Origin of the sequence: Pseudorhodobacter turbinis, from assembly GCF_005234135.1 — a bacterium.
Lineage (GTDB): Bacteria > Pseudomonadota > Alphaproteobacteria > Rhodobacterales > Rhodobacteraceae > Pseudorhodobacter > Pseudorhodobacter turbinis.
In genome coordinates this window covers 1816944-1841616 of sequence record NZ_CP039964.1, presented here as the reverse complement: position 1 = coordinate 1841616, position 24673 = coordinate 1816944, and the positions used below count along the sequence as shown (strand labels likewise).

Sequence of the window (24673 nt, the reverse complement as noted above, 5' to 3'; positions counted from 1 at the left end):
CGGCCTTCAGGCTGGTCGCACACGCCGCATGGCCTGCACCACGGACACCAAGATCAACGCCACAATCGCCGCCACAAAGACGGCTGAAATAGGGCGCTCTAGGAAAATCATCGGGTCGCCGCGGGAAATCAACAACGCCCTCCGCAGGTTGGTTTCGATCAACGGCCCCAAGACAAACCCCAGCAACAACAGCGCCGGATTGAACCGCGCCAGCGACAGCGCGTAACCAATAGCCCCAATCAGCGCGACGGCAAAAATATCAAAGGGCGCGCCGCGTACCGAATAAACGCCCAAGCAAACAAAGATCAGGATCGCAGGATAAAGCCAGCGAAACGGGATGCGCAACATCGACACCCAAATACCGATCAGTGGCAGGTTCAGGATCAGCAACAACAGGTTCCCGATACCAAAGCTGGCGATCAGCCCCCAAAACATATCCGGCCGCGCCTCTAGCATCAGCGGGCCGGGCTGCACCCCGTGAATAACCAGCGCGCCCAGCATCAAGGCCATGATCGGATCACCGGGGATGCCCAGCGTTAGCGTTGGCACAAAGGCGCTGATAGCGGCGGCGTTATTGGCCGCCTCGGGGCCTGCGACACCTTCAACCGCGCCATGGCCGAACTTTTCGGGATGACGCGAGATACGGCGTTCCGTGGCATAGGCAAGGAAGGACGAGATGGTGGAACCTGTCCCTGGAAGTGCACCGAAAAAGCTGCCAAGACTGGCGCCGCGCAGGGCTGGAAAAGGAATGCGCTTCAGCTCTTCGCGGCTGGGCAGCAGATCGCGCATCGCAATGCGGCGCGGCACGCCGGTGCGTTCGGCCACCTGAATATTGGCGATAACCTCTGCCACGCCAAACAGCCCCATCGCCAAGGCGACAAGGTTCACACCGTCCATCAGCTCTGCCTGCCCAAAGGTGAAACGTTGCGCGCCGGAATTCACATCCGTCCCGACACAGCCAAGGATCAATCCCAGCACAACCATGGCCAGCCCCTTGGCCGGATGCTTTGCCCCGATGGTCGAGGCCGCCACAAGGCCAAGGATCATCATCGCCGCATAATCAGCCGCGCCAAAGGCCGTCGCCGCACGCGACAGAAACCCCGACAGCACGATCAGCACAGCAATGCCAAAGAACGACCCCAAAAAGCTGGAGGTCATCGAGGTGAACAGCGCCACGCCCGCCCGCCCCTGCTGTGCCAAGGGATAGCCGTCAAGCGTGGTCACCGCCGATTGCGGCGTCCCCGGCAAGCGCAGCAAAATAGAGGCCACCGCGCCGCCGTATTGCGACCCGTAGTAAACCCCCGCCAGCATAATCAGCGCGGCTTCGGGGCTAAGGTAATAGGTGATCGGCAACAAAAGAGAGATCGTCGCCATTGCGCCAATCCCCGGCAAAACGCCGACAAATGTGCCCAGCACCACGCCGAACACGCAATAGATCAAGACCTCCGGTTGCAGCGCAACACTTAGCCCGTGCAGAAAACCTTCCCAACCGCTCATGCCCGGCCCCTTATTGTTATGACGGCCACAGCGGAACGGTCATCCGCAACCCATAGTGAAATACCAAAACCGATACCAAGGTAACCACCAACGCCAGCAAAACCCGCCAGCCAAGCCTGCGGTCCGGCGCCGCGATCGAGGCGATCAGAACCGTTGCAACAGTCACCGGCACCAGCCCGCCACGTTCCACCCCCGCCGCAAAAACAAGAAGCGCTGCAAGCACTGCAACCGCCTCTTTCCATGCGATCGGGGTTTCCTGACCCGCCCGCGCCCAAGCGGGAATGGCGATCATCAAGCCAAGAATCGCCAGCACACCACCAAGCATGGCAGGGAAAAACCCCGGCCCCATGCGCCGCACAGAGCCCATGTCATAATGGACCGCCGCATAAATCACGACGAACAGGCCGATGGCGGCCAGAATGGCACCACCGGCCAGATCATGGATATCACGCTTCATAGATCAGTTTTTCGTGTCGATCCGGTCAAGAACCGTGCCCCAGATCGCGGTGTCTTCGACGATCCGCTGTTGCAGTTCCGCAGCCGTACCGCCCGCAACCTGCCAGCCCATATCCGCCAACCGCTTTTGCACGGCAGGATCGGCAAGGATCACGTTGATGTCGGCGTTCAGCTTGTTGATGATCGCCTCATCCGTTCCGGCCGGCGCGATGAAAGCGTTCCACAGCTCGGCCCGGAAATCGTCGGGCAGCCCGGCCTGACCGGCCATGACCGGCACACCCGGCGCCTGATCAAACGGTGCCTGCGAGGTAATGCCAAGGATCTTCAAGGTGCCCGCCTCGACATATTGCATGGCCGCCGATGGCGCCATAAAGCCGGAGTCGATCTCACCCCCGATAATCGCGGTCGTCACTTCGGCATAGGAGGTGTAGGGGATGTGCAGCATCTCGACGCCGGCCCGATCCGAGAACAGCTCGGCGGTCAGATGCGCGCCGGACCCTTTGCCAACCGAGCCATAGCTCACCACCTCGGGCTCTTCACCCGCAGCGGCAACAAAGCCTGCCAGATCATCGGCCGCGAAATCGGCGGCAACCACAAGAACCAGCGGCGAGGTTGCGATCATGGCAACAGGGGCCACATCCGCGGCGACGTCATAGCCAAGATCCGGCACCATACGCGGTGCTGTTGTCATCGGCCCGTTGATCGTCGTGCCAAAGGTATAATCCTGATCCTTGGCGTTCAGCATTTGCTGGATGCCAATCACACCGCCCGCGCCGGGCTTGTTCTCAATCACGATCGGCTGGCCGAGTGCGGCGGCCAAGGGTTCGGTCACGATGCGCGCCAAAAGATCCGGCGACGACCCTGCAGGGAACCCTACGAAGGTGTGCAGCGGCTTGCTTGGCCATGCAGCATCTTGCGCCAAAGCAGGTGTTGCAAGCGTTAGAACAGCAGCGCCAATAAGGGCCGCTCGGCGCGAAATGGTCATATCAGTTTCCCTCGAAAAATTAATTGGCAACAAAGAAATGCTATGCCGCGCAAGATCGTCGAAAACACGCCGCATGGCAAGCCAATGCCTGCGTTTGAATAACACGCCATAAACAGGGCCGAAAGCCGCATTCAGGCATGGGCCTCCGGTGTATTCCAGCGTTTTGGGGAAAACTCTAAAACGATGCCCAAGGACTTTACCGATGCCACGGGTGTCGATGTGGACATGGTCTTTCTATCGCCGGGGCCTGCGTTCGGCATTGTTCTTGTCGCCATCGTCATCATTCAGGTGGGGGCTGAACGGATGCCCCGCCTTCCGTTTCGGTGAAAGTATAGCATGACATCACGGCCCAGCCGGTCTTGGCCGTCAGCAACGTCAGCTTTGATATCGAACCGGCGGAGCTGGTCACGCTGCTTGGCCCCTCGGGCTGTGACAGGCATATGAACCGACGTGATACGACAATAGTGTTCGAATATTACACGATCTTTCCACACCTGAGCATCTTCGAGAATGCCGTTTTTGGCACGCGTCTGAAGTCGCTCAAGACTGCCGCGCTGGAAAAACAGGAACGGATATGGTCGAGGTGGCGTACACCGAACCGTAGTTGAACGGCGCATACAGCAGCATCTTTAAACTTGGCGAATGGTACGCCTGTCGCTGCCCGCCACAGCGCTGCATGTTCTTTTGGAATAACGGCCTTTGGCGGCACAGCGCCAAAGGCCGAAAACAGTCCTAGATCAACAGAACCTGCGTTCCAACTTTGGTCAATTCAAACAATTGGGCGATATGTTCGTTATAAAGCCCGACACAACCGTTTGAGGACCGCCGACCAATCTTGCGCGTGTCATGCGTGCCGTGAATGCGGTAGTAGGTCCACGACAGATGCAGCGCATGAGTGCCCATCGGATTCTCCGGGCCTGGCCCAACGACATCCGGCCACTCGGGGTTACGCTTTTTCATTTCCGGTGTTGGCCGCCATGTCGGGCCGACAACTTTTTTGGTAATCTCGGTCCGGCCCAGACGCGTCAAATCGTCGGTCAGCGGAACAGAGGTCGGGTAAAGCTTGTAGGTGGACTGGTCTTCGGACCAGAAATGAAGCGCGCGTGATCTGGTATCAACCAAAACCGCCCCGTTCTTGGTGTCCGAGAAATAGGGCTGCCAATCCAGCATCCGAAAGCTGGAGATGTTGTTGCGTGTTGTGCTCTGGGGCTCAAACTCGGTGGAACCATCCTGCGCAAATCCGGGAACAGCCGACATAGCCAAACCGGCAGTGGCCGCACCCAAAAGCGTACGACGGTTCAAATTGATGGCGCGGACGGTTTTCATCCGACGAACTCCTTTTACGTTTCTGCTGGGCAAAGTAACCCTTATTGGTGTCTTTTTCAAATCACAGACCTGTTGATCAGCCAAGTCACGCAGAGTTGCGTTTGCTCATGCTTGTGCAAACCGCTAAAGACACGTGTGGCTTGCACCGAATGGAATTGAAATGAAAGCTTTATCAGTTATCGTCATCTGCTCATCCTTTGCGCTTGCCGCATGTGGGACGGGAAACCAGATCCGGGTGGGTGCCGATGGCCGACCCTTGTCGCAAGTATACACCATTAACAGCGCGCAAGAGGCGAAAATCCCCTTCCGGCTGCTTGATTCCGTCAATGCGTTGCGTGCGGCCAAAGGGGCTGTTCCGCTGCAATATAATGCCCAGCTGAACGCCGCCGCGGCCACCCATTCACGCGATATGTCGGTGCAGAACCGGCCGTGGCATTTCGGATCTGACGGGTCATCGCCCTTGGACCGCGTAAGGCGCGTTGGCTACACCGGCCATCTGATTGGTGAGAATATCTCTGAAACATTTGAAACAGAACTTGAAACGCTGTCCGCGTGGATGGCCGAGCCCAGCACACGTGAGGTCATAATGGACCCCAAGGCCACCGAGGTCGGCTTTGCATGGTTCCAAGAGCAGAACGGCAAGATCTGGTGGACAATGGTGACCGGCACCTAAGCGCCGGTCTTACCCCCTTAGCGGTAAATGTGGATCGGGGTTCCGTCGCGGACCATGGAGTAGATTTCTTCCATCTCGCGATCAGTCACAGCGATGCAACCCCACGTCCAGTCACCCTTGTTCCCACCGTTATAGCCACTTCTGCCGTGGATGAAAATCTCACCGCCCGGCTCTTTGCCGCGGGCTTTGGCATAGGCGATATCGGCCTTGTTGGGATAGCTGATCCCGATAGACAGGTGGAACCGGCTGCGCGGATTGCGGCGGTCGATATAATAAAGCCCCTCCGGCGTTTTGCCGTCACCCTCAAACTGTTTATGGCCCTCAGGGGCAAAGCCCATCGCCATGTCATAGGTTTTCAGAATTTTTCCGTGGTGGAATAGCTGCATTTTGCGCGCGTCTTTATAGACCACAACCTTGGTCACTTCTGGTCCATTATAGGTCCGGAACTTTGGATCACCGCCACAGGCCACAAGGCCCAAAACCACAAAGAGTGCCGCAATAAGTTTTAGCGCCCGCATCATATGCCTCATGTTTTTCCTGCATCGCAGGTTTTCGTACCCTCTACGCTGGTTTGCATTTAAGGCACAGCGACTTCAGCCGTGTTCACTATTTCTTATCGCGGTTAATATTTGCCAAATGTTGCTCAATTAGCATCAGACGCTGGCGCACATCATCGCGGTATTCATCGGTCCGCAGGTTATCCGCCTCGTTATGTGCATCCTGCATGGAGTTGACGATAAGGCCGACCAGAAGGTTCACCACAGCAAAGGTTGTCACCATGATGAAGGGCACGAAAAACGCCCAGGCATAGGGGAACACCTCCATCACTGGGCGTACGATCCCCATCGACCAGCTTTCCAACGTCATGATCTGGAACAACGAATAGGCCGATTGCCCGAGGGAGCCGAACCATTCGGGGAAATCCGCCCCGAAAAGCTTGGTCGCCATCACCGCCCCGATATAAAAGATGATCGCCATCAGCACAAAGACCGAGCCCATCCCCGGCAGCGCCGTCACAAACCCCTCGACCACCCGGCGCAGCGATGGCGCAACCGAGATAACGCGCAGCACCCGCAAGATCCGCAACGCCCGCAGCACCGACAGCGATTGCGCCCCCGGAAGCACCGCTATGCCAATGATAATCGCATCAAAGATATTCCAGCCCGATTTGAAAAACCGCAAATCAAAGGCATAGAATTTGAGCAAAATCTCAATGACGAAGATCGTCAGGCAAAGCGTATCCAGCGACCGGATTAACGGGCCAAACGCATCCATGACAGGTTGCGAGGTTTCCAAGCCCAACAGCACAGCGTTGAACAGAATCACACCGATAATAAATCGCTGGGTGGCAGGTTTATTGATCAGATCGGCAACGCGCTGGCGCAAGGTCATCGGGGACTCATGTTTCAAGTTTCAATGCGCCGCTTACAGGCTAAATCGGGCGGCAAGCTCCACATGGGCAGACCAGCGGAACTGATCAATAGGCTGCACCCAATCAAGTTTATATCCCGCATCCAGCAAGATCCGCGCATCACGCGCAAAGGTGACAGGATTGCACGAAACAAAGGCGATGACCGGCACGCGCGCGGCGGCCAGCGTTTTGGTCTGCGCCTCGGCGCCGGCGCGTGGCGGGTCAATCACCACGGCTTGCACCTTTTTGAACTCATCCGGTTCCAGCGGGCGGCGGAACAGATCGCGGGCCTCGGTGGTGACACGCTTTAGCCCCTCGGCCATGCGCCAACCTTTATCGAGGGCCGCCGTCATTGCGCTGTCGCCTTCTACCGCGTGCACCTCTGCCTTTTCGGCAAGGGGCAGGGCAAAGGTGCCGGCACCTGTAAAAAGATCGGTGATGCGCTTGGCACTGCCCACGGCCTCTTGCACCGCAGCCAACAGATCGGCCTGACCTTCCTCGGTCGCTTGCAAAAACGCACCAGGGGGCGGGGCGACCATGGCACGGCCCAGCGCCTGCATCGGGGCCATGCGTAGGGCAATCACCTCATCCTTCCACGTCAACCGTGCAAGGTTATGGGCCTCGGCCACACGCGCCAGCTCAAACCGCAGATCCACGTCCAGCGGCTTGCCACCCGTCACCACCACATCCGGCCCCGCAAGGGTGCGCGTTACCGTCAAGGACAGTTCGGTCTTCCGCGACCCGCCGGCAATCACCAACGCCTCAAGCGCAGGGAAAGCGGCCTTGAGGTCGGGGTGCAAAAGCTGACATTGCGGCACCGCCACCAAAGTATCCGACCCGCGCGCGTGAAAGCCCAAAAGCGTACCACCTTTGGTGCGCCTCCCCGCAAGCGTCGCCCGCCGCCGCGATAGAGGCGGCGAGGTTTTGATCGGCCGCAACACCGCCTCAATCCCCTGCCCCGCCAGTGCCGATCGCACAACATCGGTTTTCCACTCTGCCACGAAATCATCATTGGCATGCTGCATCAAACACCCGCCACAGGTGCGCGCATGGATACACGGCGGGCGCACCCGATTGGGCGAAGGCGTGATGATGCGCGGGTTTTCCAGACGGTTGCCCGCAAGCTCCCCCTCGACCACCTCACCGGGCAGCACTTGCGCCACAAAAATCGGGCCGTTTTCACCCTGTGCAATCGCGTCGCCCAAATGGCCAAGCCGTTCGATGGTTACTATCACTCTGCTGCCTCTTCCGATCCGATGAAGCCGCCGGATTGACGGCTCCAGTAGCGCGCGTAAAGCCCCTCTTGGGCCAAAAGCGCTTCATGACTGCCTTCTTCGACTATGCGACCATTGTCCAGCACGACTATGCGGTCCATCTCGGCAATCGTTGACAGGCGGTGCGCAATTGCCAGCACGGTTTTGCCCTCCATCACGCGGCCAAGGGTGGCCTGAATGGCGGCCTCTACCTCACTATCAAGCGCGCTCGTCGCCTCATCCAGCACCAAGATAGGCGCGTCTTTCAGAAAGGTTCGCGCCAGTGCAATGCGCTGCCGCTGCCCGCCCGAAAGCTTGACACCCCGTTCCCCCAGATAGGCATCATAGCCCTTGCGGTCATTGTGGTCGACCATGTTGACGATAAAGTCATGCGCCTCGGCCGCGCGGGTGGCTGCAATCACATCGGCATCATCCGCATCGGGGCGACCATAGCGGATGTTGTCGCGGGCCGATCGGTTGAACATCGCGGTTTCCTGCGTGACCATACCGATCTGACGCCGCAAGCTTTCTTGTGTCACCTCGCGCACGTCATGCCCGTCGATCAAAACAGCGCCTTTTTCGGCATCATAGAGCCTTAAAAGCAAGGAAACCAAGGTCGATTTACCAGCACCGGATGCCCCGACAATCCCCAGCTTTTCGCCCGCGCGAATGGTGAGCTTGATGTTTTCCACCCCGCCTCGCTTGCGACCATAAGCAAAGGTAACATTGTCAAAGGTCACTTCGCCCTTCACCCGTGGCAAGCTCACCGCATCCGGATTGTCGCCCAATGTATGCGGAACAGCAAGCGTCTGCATCCCGTCCTCAACCTCGCCCACCGAGGTATAGATCGACATCAGCGTAAAGCTGACCCAGCCCGACATTTGCGCAATCCGCATTGAAATCGCACCCGCCGCCGCAATCGCCCCCGCCGTCGTCTGGCCACTTGTCCAAAGCAAGATCGTACCGCCGATCAACATCAAGGGCAGCGCCCCCGCCAAGGTCATCAACGAAAAGCGAAACAGGGTAGAGATTTTCCCGAATTCTAACGAGCGGTCACGAAACACCTGCATCGCCTTCAGCGCGACGCGATCCTCAAACGCGGCATGGGCGAACAGCTTTACCGTTTTGATATTGGTGATCGTATCAACCACCTGCCCCGTAACCATCGCCCGCGCCGAGGCTCGCGCCGCCGAGTTCACCCGCACCCGCGGCATGAAAAAGCGGATGGTGAACACAAAAGCCACCAGCCACGCCAGCAGCGCCAGCGCGACGCGGTAATCGACCGCAACCAGAAACACAATCGACCCGATCACCGAGGCCAGCGCAAAGGCCACGGTGTTGATCACCTCGGTCGCGACATCAGTCACGGCGCGCGCCGCCTGCATCTGTTTTTGTGCGATTCGTCCGGCAAAATCATTGTCAAAAAACGTCACCGCCTGCCCCAAGGTCCAGCGATGCAACCGCGACAGCACAAGCGGCAGCACATTCGGGCCCACAATAATCGAATTGGACGCAGCCGAGGCCGCAAAGGCCAAGGGCCGCAGGATCAGGTAAAACCCGACGAAAGCAACCAAAAGCCAGAAATGCTGGGTAAAGAACACCTCGGCCCCCGTTTCGACGGCCGCATCAATCACCCAGCCAAGGAAGAGGGCCGAGACCACCTCCATCCCGCCGGCAATCGCGGAAAGCACGCCGGCGATCCACAGCATTGGCCAGCTGCCCGAAAGGCACCAACGGAAAAACGCGCCAAGCGTTTGCGGGGGCGGGCCTTCTGCGGGACGAAATGCCTCAATCAGACCGCCGATGCGTGTGACAATGCTCATCCCAAATCCTTATTCGTCCCGGAACCTAACCAGCCTCCGATATAGTGCTGCGGGGGCGAAAGGGAAACACTCAACCCAGAAGATCGGTTTTTGACAGCGTGAAGCCGGAAGCAATCCAGCGATCCTCCAACATATGCAGTTGCGCACCAAGGGCGGCACCTTGAAATTCGGGCATCAAATCCGCCGCGCTGACAGGAAGCCGCGCTTGCGCCCCAAGCTGCACCTGCGCCTGCCAGCCTTCTGGCGGCGGGGTCTCAAACATCGCGGCGCGCGACAGGGTAACGGCCGCGGCCACATCTGCGCCGAAGCGATAGCCAAGCTCTGCCGGGCTGCGCATATTGCCAACCTCGTTGCGGATCAGGGTGATCTGGGCCAAATCGCTGCGCGACAGGCGCAAGGTCTCAACCGCACCGCCCAAAACCGCCAGCCGCCCTTGCCATGACCCTAGCCCAAAATGCACCGCAATCGGCAAGGCCCGCGCATCGGCCCCCGGCAAAGCAGCGGCAAGAACCCCAGATTGCGCCATGCTTGCCACGGCAAGCGATGGATCGGGCGCGGACAGCAGTTTGCAAAGTTCAGCGCCGACACGTTCCCGCGAAAGTGTCTCTATTCCCGCGGAATTTGCGGCACAAGCAGCCAAACCTTCGGCATCGAGGCCCAGCGCAGGGTCGCCGTACCACGCGAAAAACCGAAAGAAGCGCAAGATACGCAGGTAGTCCTCGGTGATACGCAGCGTTGCATCGCCGACAAAACGCACCCGCCGCGCTTGCAGGTCAGGCAATCCGCCCAAAGGGTCCACGACCGTGCCGTCAATGCGGGCGTAAAGCGCGTTCATGGTGAAATCCCTGCGCGCGGCATCCATCGCCACATCGGTTGAAAAGCGCACAGTGGCGTGACGGCCGTTTGTCTCTATATCCTGGCGAAAGGTCGTCACCTCATGCGGCAAGCCCTTGGCGATGACCGTGACCGTTCCGTGGTCAATGCCAGTAGGAATGACGTTGAAACCCTGACTTTCTGCAATATTAGTAGCTGTTTCAGGTAAAGCATCGGTGGCAATATCGATGTCATTTACCGGCGCGCCCAAAAGCGCGTTGCGCACGCAGCCACCCACGAACAGCGCCTGATAGCCTTTGGCCTCTAGCGCGCGGCACAGGGTTTGCGTTCCCACATGGTGCAGCCAAGCGCCGTCAACCTTCATGCTTTCAACCTTTCGGCCAAGCTGAACAACATCCGCGCTGTGGCACCCCAAATGTAGTAGGGGCCGTAAGGCACAGTATAGTAGCGCCGCATACTGCCCTGCCAAAACCGCGCCTCTACCCGAAAATTGGCGGGGTTTGTGATGAAATCCAGCGGCGCCGAGAACACCTCTTCCACTTCGCCCCTCTCGGGGATGGGGCTAAAGGGGGCTGTGATCTGCGCCAGAATAGGCTGGACGGTAAAGCCCGTCACGGTTTCATGGCTTGGCAAGCTGCCCACAACCTGCACCAGACCTGTCGGCAGCCCCACCTCCTCATGTGCTTCGCGGAGGGCGGCGGCGGTGGGGCTTGCATCCGACAGTTCCACCTTGCCACCCGGAAAAGAGATCTGACCCGGGTGATGCTTGAGGTGCGAAGCGCGTTTGGTCAGCAAAACACGCGGTCCGTCGGGAAATTCTTGCACGGCGATCAAGACGGCCGCCGCGCGCAGGATCCGCCCCGGTGGCAAAACTGTTCCCGGGTTCAGATCAAAATCCGAAGATGCACCGGTTTTGCCAAGCAAAGCACGGCGCAATACATCAGCCTTCATTGGCCTCAACCCCAAGCGTTTTCGGATCGAGCACATAATGCGCCCCGCAGAACTGGCAATCGGCGGTCAGAACTCCGTCCTCCGTTGTCATTTCCGCGATATCCTCGGCACCATAGATCGACAGCGACTGACGCACGCGATCCTCGGAACAGGTGCACCCGAACCGGATGGGCTGGGTGTCAAAGACGCGGGGCTGTTCTTCGTGGAACAGGCGGATCAGCAAATCGGTCGGCGCGACTTGCGGGCCGATCAGCTCCAGCTCCTCTACCGTGTCCAACAGCAGGTTCACGCGATTCCAGTTTTCACCTTCATCGCCATCAACCAGATCGCTATGCGACAGCAGGCCACCGTCACCCGATCCGCCGTTATCGGAGGCATAAGGCGATGCCTTGGGCATCATCTGCAACATCATGCCGCCGGCGCGCCATTGATCCGCCTCTCCCGGAAGGGTGCTTTTGCCGAAGCTAAGCTGAAAGCGGGTCGGCAATTGTTCGGATTGGGCAAAATAAGTCTCGGCGCAATCCGAAAGCGAGGTGCCCGCGATCGGCGTGATGCCCTGATATGGCACCATGCCCTCTCCTTGATCAATCAGAATGGCAAAGAAGCCCTCACCGATCAGGGAAAAAGGGTCCACGTCGGTCAAATCCGCCTCTGGATCGAAACTGGCATAGGCGCGCAGACGGGCAGGTTCGCCGTCTTCTGTCGGGCCGTAATAATCGGTTGCGATCAAGCTAACCGGGCCATTGCCGCGAATTTGCAGCGACAACTTCCAGCGCAATTTTATCATTTGACCGATCAATGCGGTCAAAAGCGTGGCTTCGGCGACAAGCGCCTCTACCGCAGCCGGATATTCATGTTGTTTCAGCACAGAATCCAACGTGCCATCCAGCCGCACAACGCGGCCCCGGACGTCAGAGTGATCAAGCTGAAATGGTAGGACTGTGTCGTCCCAAGCAATTTTTGTTCCGATGGTCATGGGGTTCCCTTGGCAAGCCAGCCTTGGCATACCGTGAAGATATAGGTACGGCAACCAAAGGACCAAGGGCAAAACGATGATCAAATGCTATGGCGGGGCGCCAAAACCCGAAAAACACTATATCCGGCGACCCGGAGCCTATGCAATTTTGCTGCGCGATGGGGAAATGCTTGTCACCCGTCAAGCGGCGCCTGTGCCGGAAATCCAGCTTCCGGGCGGTGGAATCGACAAGGGCGAACACCCGATCACGGCTTTGCACCGCGAAGTGATGGAGGAAACCGGCTGGCGGATGGCGCTTTTGTTTCGCTTTGGGACCTTCCGGCGGTTCACCTTTATGCCGGAATACGACATCTGGGCCGAAAAGGTCTGCACCATTTACGTTGGCCGCCCCACCCTGCGCATGTCAGATCCGACAGAACCGGGGCATGAGGCGCTTTGGTTGCAGCCGCAATTGGCCGCTGACGCGCTTGGAAACCCTGGCGACCGCGCAATGCTGAAACGCTTTCTCAGCAAAACTTGCGATAGTCGGCAATGATCCCGTCTATGCTGTCGTAATAATACAGCTTTGATTGATATACCAAGACGCCCGAGTCGCAATAATCGCGGATCGTGCTTTCGGAATGCGAAATCATGATGACACGGGCATCCCGGATTTTATCATGCAGCGCGGCCGAGCTTTTCTTTTTGAACCGGCGGTCGCCAACTGCGGTGATTTCGTCAATCAGATAGCACTCGAAATTAACAGCAAGCGAGAGCCCGAAGGCCAGACGCGCCTTCATCCCACTGGAATAGGTAGAGATCGGCAGGTCGATGGATTTGCCCAATTCGGCAAATTCCTGGACATCCTCTAGCACACGGTGCGGATCTTCGCCGTAGATACGGGCCACAAAGCGCACGTTTTCAACGCCCGTCATCAAACCGTTAAAACCCGATGCAAACCCAAGCGGCCAGCTTACTTTTTCGTCACAGCTCACCACACCCGAGGTGGGCAATTCGATGCCTGCCATCATCCGCATGATGGTCGACTTCCCAGCGCCATTATGCCCCATGATCGCAATGTTCTTGCCCGATTCAAATGCAAAGGAAGCCTCGTCCAGAATAACCTTCCGAACGTTTTTGACGTTATAAATCTTGGTGACGGTATCAAATTCTATCATGCTCAGGCTCGCTGCTTGCGGGTCATGCGTTCCCAGAACAAACCCAACAAGACCGCAATAGTGGCAACAGAAAGCGGGTATCCAATATTCAGCACATCACTTTCATAGTTCGGATAATACCCTTCGCGGGTCCATTCCACGAGATGCAAAATCGGGTTCCACTTGATCACTGCAATCGCCTGCGGCGGCAGGTTTGACGGGATGTAAAACACGCCGGACAGAAAAAACAACGGGCGGCCAAGGATCTTCTCGATATGCTGCCAAACCTGATTTCGCTGATACATGATGGCATTTATCGTCCCTATACCAAAGCCCAGAAAACAGGTGCTTAGAAACGCGAGGATCAGCTTGTCAGGATGGGCGGGCAGTTGCGCCAACCCAAGGCCGATAAGCCCGCCATAAAAGATCGTATTTATAATCACAAAGGTACAGGCAATCAGGACCCAACGCGCAAAGAGCGTGTCCGTTTCCTTGATCATCGGATATGTCAGCAGCGCCTTGTTGGATGTAAAAGCCCGCATAAGGGAAACGCTGGTTTTATTGTAAAGTTCGAGTGTCAGAATGGCCGTCGAAAAGAAAAGCGCAAGCGACGCGCCATAGGGCGACTGTCGCCCCGCGATGAAAAACAGGAACACCATAAAAGAGATCGAAACAAGCGGCTGTATGATCGCCCACAAATACCCCATGTGCGACGAACCAAAAGTCATTCTGGTTTCTCGCAAAACAAGGGCCACGATAACCCGTATCTGTGTGATGATCAGGTTCATCCTAGCGAAGGTGGTCGCGAACGGCAAAGACAACAAGGGAACCTATCCCCCAAATCGCAAAGGCCAGCGCTGCAACCAGCAAGCTATCGCGGATACGGTACGGATAGACCGCATCATCGGGTTTGAAGGGCCGTGCGAAAACGGCCAAATAGCGCTGCTGGCGCCCTGCATCCATGCGCGCACTTTCAAGCGATGATAGCGCCGAAGCATAGCGTTGCTGTGCGAAAGTTTGCTCGATGCTCAGCCCTTCGAACTTGCTAAGGGCATCTGCCGAAACGGCCCCGCTTTTCGTTGTTTCACTCGATCCCATCGCCGCGCGCCGCTGATCTATTTGCTCTTGCAGTGCTTCTGCCTGCAAAACCAATTGCCGGAGCACCAAGGCGCTTGGGTCAACCGAGGCGCGCAAAATCTGAATCCGCGCGTTCAGATCTGCCAGCTGCGTATCCAGCCGCGCGATCAGCTCTGCATCAAGCTGGGCGTTTACAGTCGGGTTAAAGGATCCGCTAGAGGAACGCAGTTCACGCAGGGCGATCTGCGCCGCAAAAAGCCGACCTTCCGCAAGCTCAACTTCATTTGTTGCAAAGCGTAGCGAGTCAAGCCGCGCCTTTTCGGAAAGCTCGTTAATCAGGTCATCCGCAGCACTCAGGACCGCCTCTGCCAGCTTGTGCGCCATCTCGGGATCAAATGCCTGCACCTCGAATGACACAATGCCGGCCGTGCTGTCGTAGGTGGTCGTAATCCGGCGCTGCCAGTATTCGACAAAATCCTCAAACGGGACGCCTTTGGGAAACCGTGAAATGAAATCGATATCGGGGTTGGAGAAATGCTCTTGCAGCTGCAACTCGCTATCAAGCGCGCGCAACAGATCCGGGCTAAGCATATATTTGCGGATGATATAGCTGTCAGACGTGGTGGACCCGGTTGAGGCCAACCCTGTGAACGAGCTTACAAGGTCGGATGGCCCACCGCTTTCAAGGCCGCGCACCACAAAGCTGGCACCTGCGGCATAACGATCGCTGGCAAGAAAAGTGTAATACACCCCCCCAAACAAGGCCGGCACAACAAAGAGCAGGATGAAAGACAAGGCTAGCCTTCGCTTGCCTTTCTTTTCCCGCCCGACCTGACGCGGCATCTTTTGAACGCCCGAAGGCCCTGAACGGGGCTTGGCGGCAGGCTTTTCAGCGCTGGGGGTTGCTTCCTCACTCATCAGGATTCGCTCTTTCAGTCAGCTGTTTTTGCGCATTTTCGCCCAACAAGGCTTGCACCGTCTCAACGAAGGCCTCGCCCGGTGGCCGACCATAATCGCCAAAGGCATATTTCTGCATTTCTAGGCGCTTGGCGCGCATCGGATCATCTGTATTGGCCGCGGTCAATATTTCAGTCAGGTTTTCCAGCTTTGCATCCACCAGATAGGCAGCACCCAAAGACGGATATCGCCATGCATTTTCAGATGTATAGAGCTCTGGCAAGACCACAATCAACGGTTTACCGGAAAACAGAAAATCAATCATAACAGAGGAGATATCCGTGATCAGCGTATCGACCTCGTTATAGATATCAAATGGCTCGCTTGCCTGATCGGCAAACCGGCCATGCGGCCCCAGCGCGGCGGTAATTGCCGCCTTATAGCGCGCCCAATCGGGGTCTTTGTAGGAAAGCGGATGCGGCTTGAATACTATTTTGGCGTTGGGTGTGGTTTCGCGGATACCCTCAATAACCCGCGCAGCCCGGTCCAGAGATGAGAATTGGCTATCCTCATAAAATCCGCGCCATGTCGGCATATAGCCAATGATCGGGGCTGTCCCATCATGCACCCTATCCGGACCTGACTTGATCGCGGCAAACTGTGGCCGCCCGACAATACGAAAGCGCTCTTCGGGGATAATGACACCGTTGTCGCGGTAACGATCAACCGCCATTTGGCCTGCGACAAACACAAAATCGTAAATTTTGGTCAGTACTGAATAGGATGGGGGTTCATCGCTATCGCCATGCAGCAGTTGCACGTGCAAGACCTGCGGATTAGCTGCAATCATTGCCCGGTTTTTCTGTGCGTTATTGGCATAGAATACCAACTTTGTCGGTGGGGGCAAAACTCCGCCAAAAAGCGATGCATCGTTCACCAGAATCGCGGGAGGCATATCATCACCCCCGAAAAATGCGCGGTGATGCACCTCGCTCAGGACGGCAAGCCAAGGGCGGCCCAAAGAATCCAAAGATGCTTTCCACATTTGAAGGTGTTGTGGCTCTGCAAGGTCTATTCCGGAAAAGAAAAAGGCGATCTCGGCCTGCTTAATCTCGGGTGCTTTCACTGCGTCAAATAGCAGCCCCAATTGGCTGCTTTGCGCATGCTGCCTGAACAACGCGAAAAGGCTGTATCGAATGCCGATATAAGCAACCGTCAAAAGAAGTAAGGCCCAACTGCCCCCAAGCACGACAATACCCAGCAACGCAATCAGAGTGAGCCCCGCCACGCCAAGCCGCAAGCGTGTATCCGTAGACGACAAGGCAACACACCCCGCCGGGCCAGAGGCCACGCGAGCCGCATCTGCGGCCATGACCTCTTGGCGGTGAAACCAAGCCGACGCACCAATGACGATGGCGACGCAAAAGCCAAATACGATCAAATCAGCCATTCTGATCACCTTTCACAGCTTCTGGCGTATCCAAGCTTTGGATAAATGCGCCAAGTGTCGCGTAGACCGGTATTGCGGTCCCACGCAAGGATAGGCGCGTCTCTGCCAGCGGATCGCCGGATCTTATCCGTCCCAGCATAGCCGCCGGACCCTCAAGATCATAGTAACCGGCGGGTGCCACCCCCGAACCCAGCCAGACAAGCGGCTTTTGCGCCTCGATCAGGGCGTCATAAGCGTTGATGCTATGGGTGCAGAATATTTCGCAGCTATTGGCCGCAAAGGCAAAATTGCCAATATTTTCGGTTAACCTGCGCGACAGCCCTTTATCGGCTTTCCACGCAGAAATGGCGCGGGCAAGCCGGTAAAGCGATGCCGATTTTGCCCCTGCTTCTGATGAATAGGTGATGGTAACATGCACATCATCCATCGTCTTCAGGCTGTTCAGCAACTCTAGAGTTTGGCCGATAACACCGAAGCTATCGTCACCAAAGGCCGATGGCTGGACAAAGATACCGACCGTTGGCTCTGTCGAAATGTGTCCGTGCTGGCAATTGATGGTGCGGGCGGCGGCGCCTGCAACGACAATCTTCTCTCGAACGCCCGCGCTGGAACTTTTGATCCAAGTTCTGGCCAAATCGGTGCTTGGTGCAACGATCCAGTCATAGATCTGAAAGCTCTGTGGTAGCTTAGTCGCATTCAAAATTGGTCCGGAAGCGATAAGGACATGATTATACTGTTGAAATCTAGTGGCATGACCGTTTCTAATGGCGTCATTGACGTATAAAAATGTTCTTAATCCTTCGGCAGTATAACTGCTCATATCCATTATGGTCGGGACAAAACTAATGACGTCCGGCGCCGCCTTTGTGATCGGTGCAACCGCTTTTGCCTCACGCGCAAAGACAGCAAGCGCAACGCCCTCTTTCTTTAGCTTCGTCACCAATGCGGTGGAGCTGCCATAGGCCTTGGCTTTAGGATCGCTGATGTAATGTGCCACGGTGATGCCGGACGCATTTATTTTTGCCGTTGCAAGCGTGGACACGACCGTTTTTGTATCCGTCAACCGGCTATTCAACTTGCGCCAGCTTGCATATCCGATCACCGCGCCCCCGACTGCCAGCACAAGGCAGAAAATCGTAGCCGTGCTTAAGGGGATATAAAACAGGCTATCACGCCCCAATTGCAAAACGGTTTGACAGGCAACCATAAGCGAAAAAGCCGCTACCCCGACACGCAAGGAGTAGATGCTCTTCTTGGCCAGTGTAAGATCGGTACCACCTTTTGCGTGCTGCCAAACCTCTTCATTCACGCTCAACCGTTGCGCTTCAAGATCAAGCAGACGTAGCGCGGCAAAGTGCAGCGCCACAGTCAGCGCAAATACCAAACCCATCATGGAACCAGCCAGAAGAACGCCGTAAAACCAACCTATCTGTAGCCAGAACAAAAACGCGACAATGGGAAGCGGAGCCTCAATATACCGCAGTTTTTCAATGGGCGCGCCAAAGAGTGTTCGCAAAACCTTGGCAGGCAGCGCCAAAAGCGTATGCAGCAAGATAGCCTCGACAACGATCAAAACTGCCACGCCATATTGCGCAAGAAACGCAAGAGACCGACTGGAGACCTCGGTAAGGCTCATCTGGATCATACTGTCAAAAGCGCTTGGCAGGGCCTGCAAGATCAAGCTTGCGACCGCGAGAATAGCAAGGCTTAGGGTGAAGATGATCAGTTTCATTGCTCGCCTCTTTGAGTATTGCGCCAGAACGGGTTTTGACGGACGTAATCAATCAACCAGGCGCGGCGTTCAGGGCCCGTCATATTTTGCAAAGACGGATCATGCCAACCAAAGGAAAGCTCCCTGTGGCATGTGTCTATATGCTCTGCATCGTCGTTATAGGCCAAGGCTTTTTTGGCCATATCGTCACCGGGTATGATTGCTTTATGGCTGTAGACCTTCGTCAACCCATCAGGAAACGCCTGACCCCGCGACATTACCATATGAGGCACTCTTTGCTTGAGAAAGATGGCCTCCATTCCGGAAATATCGCAAACGCCCATCCGGACCTTTACCGGCTGGGCATCGCTGACATCCACCTTTTGCACGCCCGTTAGTGTCATACGACACAGAAGCTTCAGCGGGATATTGGCGTCGGACAAAGCAAGCTGTACCGAAAACCCGTCCGCGACCAAACCGCGGACACCCTCAATGAATTTCCGAAACATGCCGCGCCTGAGTAGGCCAAGATAGGGGTGCGGCTTGATGACAATCGCTTGGGTGCCCAAGGCTCTGGAAATCTGTCTACAAGCCTCAAACCCGCTTAGATCCGTGATCGAGCTGAAGTTATTAGTTTGATTTCCGTAACCTTCCCAAGTCGGGCAATACAGCACCGCGCCATCCTCGGTGGAGTCTGCAGGCTGGATCCATTGCTGAGCTTGAACAAAACTGTCGCCCATCATAATCAGACGACCGCGATCAACATCGTCCTTTGTGAAAATGCGATTGCTTATATAGCGATCGCGCCCAAGGGGTCCGGCCACACAAATGTAATCATAAAGGCGCGCCGTAGGCCTGTTGGACGCAAACTTGTTGCTTTCGCCATGTAGCGTCAAGACATGATGAACGTCCCGGTTTGTCACAGCAGTCATGTTGGACAAGGAATTGAATGGGTAAAATAAAACCGCATCATCGGCCAACGGCAAATTGCCGGGCCTAACCTTGTGGATGATCAAATCCTTGGGCAGGGAAAACAGTGCGGTTTGTGCTGCAATGACCTTGCGGCGGCGCATCAATATCGGTGTTTCCGATGCGCCGAATATCCCGTCATCAAAATAAGGGCGGATCTGTCGCAAAGCCAAAATAATCGGGCTATCAAGATAGATCGCCTGCTTCAGTCCTGCCATTTAATTCTGCTCCGCAGCTCAAGACCCGTCAAAAGCCTGTTTTAGTTGATACGAAGATCAACTGTTATTCGCCCTAATACAGATATTGATCAGGTCCGGACAACAAGGTTTTGACTTTTGAGCAACTGCCCAAGCGGCGAAATCATCAGTTTTATGACAGAAGCCACCTCATCCGGTTGCATGATCGTGTTTGGATCCTCATCAGGGGCAAGCGTTTTGCGCAGGTCGGTCGCACAGCGGCCGGGCGACAGGCAAATGACGTCGATGCCATAGGGTTTCAACTCTTCGCGCAACACTTCTGACATGCTGATCACGGCCGCCTTTGAGGCAGAATAAGTTAACCAGCCACTCCGACCACCGATGCCGGCCGTCGATGCAATGTTGATCAGATGCGTCAAAGGGTGGTTGTGCCGCAATGCACCCTGAATCAACTGAAACGGGCTATAAACGTTGACCTGCATGGTTTTTTGAAAGTCAGCGAGCTCTGCCTCGTTTATCGATGCTGGGCGCGTGAAACCCGCATTGTTCACCATCGTGGTCAGTCTGATCTTCTGGCTGTCCAACACCCCAAACACATGATCAGCCGCTGCTGGGTCCGACAGATCCGCCTCCAGCTTCACAACCTCACAGTCCGGATTGATCGAGGCGACATAGTCGCAGCCGTCAGATAGCTCTTGGGATGGCCGCGCCAACATCACGATTTTTGAAAAGCCGCTTTCCGGTAGGGCGAGTGACTTTGCCGTCTCAAGGCCGATCCCCCTGGAAGCGCCCGTGATCATGACAGCTTTTTGCGGGTGTGTTGCTGTTCCGATCATGTTTTTTTGCTCTTCATTAAGTTCTCCGCGATAGTGAAATCTTCCCGTGATGTGACCTTCAAATTTCGACTTGAACCGATTAACGCGTGCACTTTGGCCTCCGTCATTTTGGTAACCATAACAGAATCTTCTGTGTAGGCCTTGCCCGCAGCAAGTGCGGCATGATGTGCTTCAATCAGGCTTTCGCGATTGAATTTTTGGGGAAGCTGAACGTCAAAGACCTTTGCCCGCGACACGCCCTTCACAACCATCTTGGTTTTGAGATCGATCTTGCACATAGAGAAAGGAATGTCGTGGAAATAGCCCGCGTTCCCTTCCAGATCATCCAGCAACGTCTGGTACATCTCTCGCGTAACAAAAGGCCGCGCCGTCTCGTGCAGCAGAATGGTGTCATACTGCGCCGCTTGCGCCAGAATGAACGAACTCTCTTGTCTGGTCTTGCCGCAATCAAGCACTTTGAACGGCTTGCCACCACAATAATTGGCCATAATCTCGTGCGTTCTGTCGTGGAACTCTTTTGGGGCATTGACCAGAATTTCAGAGATGGCGTCTATTTTTGTTGCGGCAATTACCGCGTAAGCCATCATCGGGTGACCACATAATTCAAAAAACTGCTTTGGCTCGTGATGCTGGGATCGTGCCCCTACGCCACCAGACAACAGCAAAAGAGATGCAGGTTTTTGGGAAAACTCGTTCATAATATCTCCGGTCGATTTAGGGTTTAATTCGCCAAGTCATTTACAGAGCCAGTCGTGCTGACAAATGGGGCGACTATAATCTGTACGAATTTGCGGAATTCACTCGCGGGGGCTGAAGCAACATACACAATGTCTTTGTCTGTCATTTCAACGGATTGGGCGAGAAAGTACGCATTGGGAGTGCTTAGATCGAGTTGATAGATTGTGGGAACCATTCTGGCGCCGGTCAGCTGTTCTGGCAGTGGAATTCTGGCCGCATTCAGCCGTTCCCGCGGTTCAAACCGAAACAAGAAGACCCCACCCTTATCTGCCCGGCTATCGCTCAACCCGCCGACCTTTGCCAAAGCCTCGGCAAGGCTAACGGTTTCTGTCTCGAACATTTGTTGACCGTTCGCGCTGACAGCCCCGAAGGCGGTGAAACTCCGCGGTTTGTGCAGCAGTTGAACTGTATCGCGAGGGACCAGCCAAACATTTTCGGCGTTTGTCTTTACCACGTCATCCAGCCGGATACCGGCTGTCTTGCCCGCACGATTAACGATGACCTCGGTGTCAAAGCTTGCCTGGCTTGGCCCGCCGGACAGCGCAACCGCATCCAGCAACCGCAGCCCGCTTGGCGGCAAATCAAAACGCCCGGCGCTTTTTACATCCCCGACGACAGTAACTGACTGCGCGCCGTTTTCTTTCACAACTACAACAACTTCGGGATCTACCGCTTTGCCCGTCAAAGCCTGCGCAATGCTGCTACGGATTTGCTCAATGCTCTGACCACGCGCCGGCAATGTCCCGACATAAGGCAAATAAATATTGCCCTGACCGTCTACTGTCGCAGCTATTTCGGCACTTCTTGCCGTAGGGGTTGAAAAAAGCCCGTCTGGCGAGGCTTCCCAAATCTGAATGCCGAGGACGTCACCAATTCCAATACGTACCGCCCCAGGCTGGCGAGGCCCACGCGGCAACGCCGAACTAAAGGCCCGGCGTGGTATTTTACCCATTGCGCCCACAATTTGCGGCGTCAAATTGACGACCGCATATTGCGAATCTTGCACAGCCTCTTGACCAGCCGCCAATTCAACGATTTTGGACTTGCTCGGCCCCTGCCCAGGCAGCGATGCGCAACCAATCAGCATCAGCGCCAAAGCCAAGGACATACCCGAGCGCCCCAAGGCTTTGCCTGAAATTCGAAGGCTCAAAGGCTTCAAACCTATATCTTTCTCAATTCGGCCAGCGCGAAAGGTAAAATGCACAGCTTTGTTTGGGCGGCCTTGCCTAAGTTTCACTTACTATTTATCCTGACTCACGCTTAAGGCGTTTTAAACACCTATATGTACCCATAAAAAAAATTGTGTAAAGGACTCCAGCGGCTACAGCGGCGGAAAGCGCCTGCTTACGCCATTTAGAATCATATAGTTTCAGAAGCCACCCCAACTTATGCGACCGTACTTAAGGTCATTCGGCACGCAGGGCCTTCATAAGCGTGGATATTATTGCTAGCGTGGTAAAATCGCAATGCCGCACGAAGTAAAAATATCGGCCAAACCGCAGAGGTCCCACCTTTGCAATGGCCACAAACCCGTTGCAGGTCCGCAAAACAGGTCTCTGTTTCAATGGAAGCCGGGATAATCGGCTCCCGCATGCACAGACCGAAACCATTGCTCTTGGCTGACTCTGTTGCGCAAATCAGCTGACGAACGGTTCGCGCCTTTCCCCAGACGGATTTACCCCACGGCTTCCGCGACGGGGATGCCAAGGGCGGTGTAGCCGTTCAGGATCGCAACGCGCACTTGAACCTCGGCGACCAGGCGGTCGAAGTCGCGCGCCATCAGGCTCTGGCCCAGCAGTTTCATGCAATGCATCCGCTGCCCGGCAGGGTTATGCGAAGCATGAGCCCGAAAGGGTTTGTCTAGACGCGGCTCCGGCGGAGGTATCCGCTCCAGTTTCGCCAGAGCGCCCGACCCAGATATCTTGATGCGCGGAGTGCGTCGTTCCTGGCCATGGCCCCGGCAGTGGTTGGCTTCCATGGCCGGGCATTTTTGCGTGGGGGGATGACCGCAGCCGATCTGCCGATCTGCCGATCTGCTGATCGCGTGGGATCTGGTTGAGCAGATAGGGCAACATCGGTGCATCACCGGTATTGCTGCCCGTGATCTCAACCGCTCTGGCTTCCGGCGTTTGCTCATCGATACCCCCTCTCGGCAGATTGCTTTGCAATCGCCTACCGGGCAGTGGATGTGGATCCTGCGCCAGACGCGTCGCTTGGGGCCGCCGTGCTTGCGGGCGTTCCATTCGCCTTCACCCTCGACCTTGATGCCTGAGAGGGCAGTGGTCAGGCACGTCTGGATGGCAGCGTCACTAAATGTCCGCGACCTGCCCCGCTTGCCGGAAGGTTCGGCATCCCAGTTCATCTCGGGATAGAACCAGCCTTACGGCGATTACACGTAATCTGCCGAGAGGGGGCATTGATGAGCAAACGTTAGAAATCAGAGCAGTCGAGATCACGAGCAGCAATACCGGTGATGCACCGATGTTACCTCATCTGCTCAACCAGATCCCACGCGATCAGCAGATCGGCAGCGTAACTGCGGATGGTGCATACGACACGCGCCGATGCCATAACGGCATCGCCGAGCGCGGTGCGGCTGCGGTGATACCGCCACGCAAAAATGCCCGGCCATGGAAGCCAACCACTGCCGGGGCCATGGCCAGGAACGACGCACTCCGCGCATCAAGATATCTGGGTCGGGCACTCTGGCGAAACTGGAGCGGATACCTCCGCCGGAGCCGCGTCGAGACAAGCCCTTTCGGGCTCATGCTTCGCATAACCCTGCCGGGCAGCGGATGCATTGCATGAAACTGCTGGGCCAGAGCCTGATGGCGCGCGACTTCGACCGCCAGGTCGCCGAGGTTCAAGTGCGCGTTGCGATCCTGAACGGCCACACCGCCCTTGGCATCCCTATCACGGAAGCCGTGGGGTAAATCCGTCTGGGGAAAGGCGCGAACCGTTCGTCAGCTGATTTGAGCAACAGAGTCCCTTCTGAGACCAATCCGCCTCTTCATCACAGCAGGACAAGTCAGATACTGGTGCAGCCGCCTTAATGAATGGTCAGCCGACCGCCGAATGGCTTCTCGCTGATCGAGGGTATGATGCTGATTGGTTCCGTGAATCCCTTGTAGGCAAGGGCACAACGCCCTGCATCCCCGGTCGCAAGTCGCGTAGTAAGCCCGTCAAGTACGACAAGCGCCGCTACAAACGACGTAACCGCCTTCTCGCGCATGCAAACATGCGCTGCCAGGTAACACATTGAGAGGATGTTCGGCAGGCTCAAGGATTGGCGACGCATCTCAACCCGCTACGACAGATCCCCAACCGTCTTCCTCTCAGCAATTGCTCGCGCCGCAGCCGTTATCTTTTGGTTATGAGATGCCGTAACGGGGCCTGCGTTGCACACTGCCTGTTACCGCTTGCAAGATCAGGGGCAATTTGTCGACCATCCCGTATTGGATCCACATAGAGGGCACA

At 56.3% G+C, this 24673-nt stretch carries 24 protein-coding genes and 3 pseudogenes; 6 read left to right on the top strand and 21 right to left on the bottom strand.

Features of this window, described 5'->3' with window-relative positions; translation table 11 throughout:
- Positions 1-6 precede the first annotated feature (6 nt).
- From EOK75_RS08820 to EOK75_RS08810, 3 genes are read right to left on the bottom strand one after another with little or no spacing between them, the layout of a single operon-like run.
- On the bottom strand, positions 7-1497 hold the full coding sequence (locus EOK75_RS08820) for a tripartite tricarboxylate transporter permease (RefSeq protein WP_137193597.1): 1491 nt from the start codon (positions 1495-1497) through the stop codon (positions 7-9).
- A gap of 16 nt (positions 1498-1513) precedes the next feature.
- Positions 1514-1954: a tripartite tricarboxylate transporter TctB family protein gene (locus tag EOK75_RS08815; RefSeq protein ID WP_137193596.1), complete on the bottom strand. Its 441-nt coding sequence runs from the start codon at positions 1952-1954 to the stop codon at positions 1514-1516.
- Between the two features lie 3 nt (positions 1955-1957).
- Positions 1958-2938 carry a Bug family tripartite tricarboxylate transporter substrate binding protein gene (locus tag EOK75_RS08810; RefSeq protein ID WP_168199195.1) on the bottom strand — a complete coding sequence of 327 codons (981 nt, stop codon included), beginning with the start codon at positions 2936-2938 and terminating at the stop codon, positions 1958-1960.
- Positions 2939-3121: 183 nt separating this feature from the next.
- On the opposite strand from EOK75_RS08810, the gene EOK75_RS20805 reads away from it, so the two are divergent.
- Complete coding sequence (locus EOK75_RS20805; RefSeq protein WP_168199194.1) at positions 3122-3265, top strand: hypothetical protein; 144 nt, start codon at positions 3122-3124, stop codon at positions 3263-3265.
- Positions 3266-3297: 32 nt separating this feature from the next.
- Positions 3298-3546: a hypothetical protein gene (locus tag EOK75_RS08805; protein ID WP_137193594.1), complete on the top strand. Its 249-nt coding sequence runs from the start codon at positions 3298-3300 to the stop codon at positions 3544-3546.
- A 124-nt stretch (positions 3547-3670) separates the two neighbouring features.
- Here the strand turns inward: EOK75_RS08805 and EOK75_RS08800 are convergent, their stop codons facing one another.
- Entirely contained in the window at positions 3671-4264 is a 594-nt protein-coding gene (locus tag EOK75_RS08800) for a L,D-transpeptidase (protein ID WP_137193593.1), read from the bottom strand.
- Between the two features lie 160 nt (positions 4265-4424).
- Here EOK75_RS08800 and dalA point away from each other — a divergent pair, with 160 nt between their 5' ends.
- Entirely contained in the window at positions 4425-4937 is a 513-nt protein-coding gene (gene dalA, locus EOK75_RS08795; protein WP_137193592.1) for a divisome-associated lipoprotein DalA, read from the top strand.
- Positions 4938-4954: 17 nt separating this feature from the next.
- Here dalA and EOK75_RS08790 read toward each other — a convergent pair whose 3' ends face one another.
- From EOK75_RS08790 to hslO, 7 genes are all read right to left on the bottom strand, one after another.
- Complete coding sequence (locus tag EOK75_RS08790; RefSeq protein WP_137194349.1) at positions 4955-5455, bottom strand: L,D-transpeptidase family protein; 501 nt, start codon at positions 5453-5455, stop codon at positions 4955-4957.
- Positions 5456-5543: 88 nt separating this feature from the next.
- A complete protein-coding gene (locus EOK75_RS08785; RefSeq protein WP_137193591.1) occupies positions 5544-6329 on the bottom strand; it encodes an ion transporter in 786 nt (261 codons plus the stop codon).
- Positions 6330-6362: 33 nt separating this feature from the next.
- Positions 6363-7583, bottom strand: a complete 1221-nt coding sequence (locus EOK75_RS08780; protein WP_137193590.1) for a class I SAM-dependent RNA methyltransferase — start codon at positions 7581-7583, stop codon at positions 6363-6365.
- Positions 7580-9424 (bottom strand): ABC transporter ATP-binding protein, encoded by a 1845-nt coding sequence (locus EOK75_RS08775; protein ID WP_137193589.1) that lies wholly within the window; start codon positions 9422-9424, stop codon positions 7580-7582. The genes EOK75_RS08780 and EOK75_RS08775 overlap by 4 nt, the downstream gene beginning before the upstream one ends.
- 70 nt (positions 9425-9494) lie before the next feature.
- On the bottom strand, positions 9495-10622 hold the full coding sequence (locus tag EOK75_RS08770) for a CCA tRNA nucleotidyltransferase (protein WP_137193588.1): 1128 nt from the start codon (positions 10620-10622) through the stop codon (positions 9495-9497).
- Positions 10619-11209: a CoA pyrophosphatase gene (locus EOK75_RS08765; protein ID WP_137193587.1), complete on the bottom strand. Its 591-nt coding sequence runs from the start codon at positions 11207-11209 to the stop codon at positions 10619-10621. The genes EOK75_RS08770 and EOK75_RS08765 overlap by 4 nt, the downstream gene beginning before the upstream one ends.
- Complete coding sequence (hslO, locus tag EOK75_RS08760) at positions 11199-12185, bottom strand: Hsp33 family molecular chaperone HslO (RefSeq protein WP_137193586.1); 987 nt, start codon at positions 12183-12185, stop codon at positions 11199-11201. Before hslO ends, EOK75_RS08765 begins: the two co-directional genes overlap by 11 nt.
- Positions 12186-12261: 76 nt before the next feature.
- Here hslO and EOK75_RS08755 point away from each other — a divergent pair, with 76 nt between their 5' ends.
- Complete coding sequence (locus EOK75_RS08755) at positions 12262-12720, top strand: NUDIX hydrolase (RefSeq protein ID WP_137193585.1); 459 nt, start codon at positions 12262-12264, stop codon at positions 12718-12720.
- On the opposite strand, the gene EOK75_RS08750 is transcribed toward EOK75_RS08755, so the two are convergent.
- From EOK75_RS08750 to EOK75_RS08705, 10 genes and pseudogenes are all read right to left on the bottom strand, one after another.
- Positions 12692-13342, bottom strand: coding sequence for an ABC transporter ATP-binding protein (locus EOK75_RS08750; protein WP_137193584.1), 651 nt, complete (start codon positions 13340-13342; stop codon positions 12692-12694). The genes EOK75_RS08755 and EOK75_RS08750 overlap by 29 nt on opposite strands.
- A gap of 2 nt (positions 13343-13344) precedes the next feature.
- Positions 13345-14109, bottom strand: coding sequence for an ABC transporter permease (locus tag EOK75_RS08745; RefSeq protein ID WP_137193583.1), 765 nt, complete (start codon positions 14107-14109; stop codon positions 13345-13347).
- 1 nt (position 14110) lies between these two features.
- Positions 14111-15316: a KpsE/RkpR family capsule polysaccharide export protein gene (locus EOK75_RS08740; protein ID WP_137193582.1), complete on the bottom strand. Its 1206-nt coding sequence runs from the start codon at positions 15314-15316 to the stop codon at positions 14111-14113.
- Positions 15309-16745 (bottom strand): CDP-glycerol glycerophosphotransferase family protein, encoded by a 1437-nt coding sequence (locus EOK75_RS08735; RefSeq protein WP_137193581.1) that lies wholly within the window; start codon positions 16743-16745, stop codon positions 15309-15311. The genes EOK75_RS08740 and EOK75_RS08735 overlap by 8 nt, the downstream gene beginning before the upstream one ends.
- Positions 16738-18477 (bottom strand): hypothetical protein, encoded by a 1740-nt coding sequence (locus tag EOK75_RS08730; RefSeq protein WP_137193580.1) that lies wholly within the window; start codon positions 18475-18477, stop codon positions 16738-16740. Before EOK75_RS08730 ends, EOK75_RS08735 begins: the two co-directional genes overlap by 8 nt.
- Positions 18474-19529 (bottom strand): hypothetical protein, encoded by a 1056-nt coding sequence (locus tag EOK75_RS08725; RefSeq protein ID WP_137193579.1) that lies wholly within the window; start codon positions 19527-19529, stop codon positions 18474-18476. The genes EOK75_RS08730 and EOK75_RS08725 overlap by 4 nt, the downstream gene beginning before the upstream one ends.
- Positions 19530-19732: 203 nt before the next feature.
- Positions 19733-20458 (bottom strand): SDR family NAD(P)-dependent oxidoreductase, encoded by a 726-nt coding sequence (locus EOK75_RS08720; RefSeq protein ID WP_240793953.1) that lies wholly within the window; start codon positions 20456-20458, stop codon positions 19733-19735.
- Complete coding sequence (locus EOK75_RS08715) at positions 20455-21156, bottom strand: IspD/TarI family cytidylyltransferase (protein ID WP_137193578.1); 702 nt, start codon at positions 21154-21156, stop codon at positions 20455-20457. Before EOK75_RS08715 ends, EOK75_RS08720 begins: the two co-directional genes overlap by 4 nt.
- A gap of 23 nt (positions 21157-21179) precedes the next feature.
- Complete coding sequence (locus EOK75_RS08710) at positions 21180-22355, bottom strand: polysaccharide biosynthesis/export family protein (RefSeq protein ID WP_168199193.1); 1176 nt, start codon at positions 22353-22355, stop codon at positions 21180-21182.
- A 516-nt stretch (positions 22356-22871) separates the two neighbouring features.
- Positions 22872-23573, bottom strand: a pseudogene (locus tag EOK75_RS08705) (transposase); the annotation flags it as partial.
- A 35-nt stretch (positions 23574-23608) separates the two neighbouring features.
- On the opposite strand from EOK75_RS08705, the pseudogene EOK75_RS08700 reads away from it, so the two are divergent.
- Together EOK75_RS08700 and EOK75_RS08695 are read left to right on the top strand one after the other, a co-directional pair.
- Positions 23609-24129: pseudogene (locus EOK75_RS08700) on the top strand (IS5 family transposase); the annotation flags it as partial.
- A 61-nt stretch (positions 24130-24190) separates the two neighbouring features.
- A pseudogene (locus EOK75_RS08695) lies at positions 24191-24573 on the top strand (transposase); the annotation flags it as partial.
- Positions 24574-24673 lie beyond the last annotated feature (100 nt).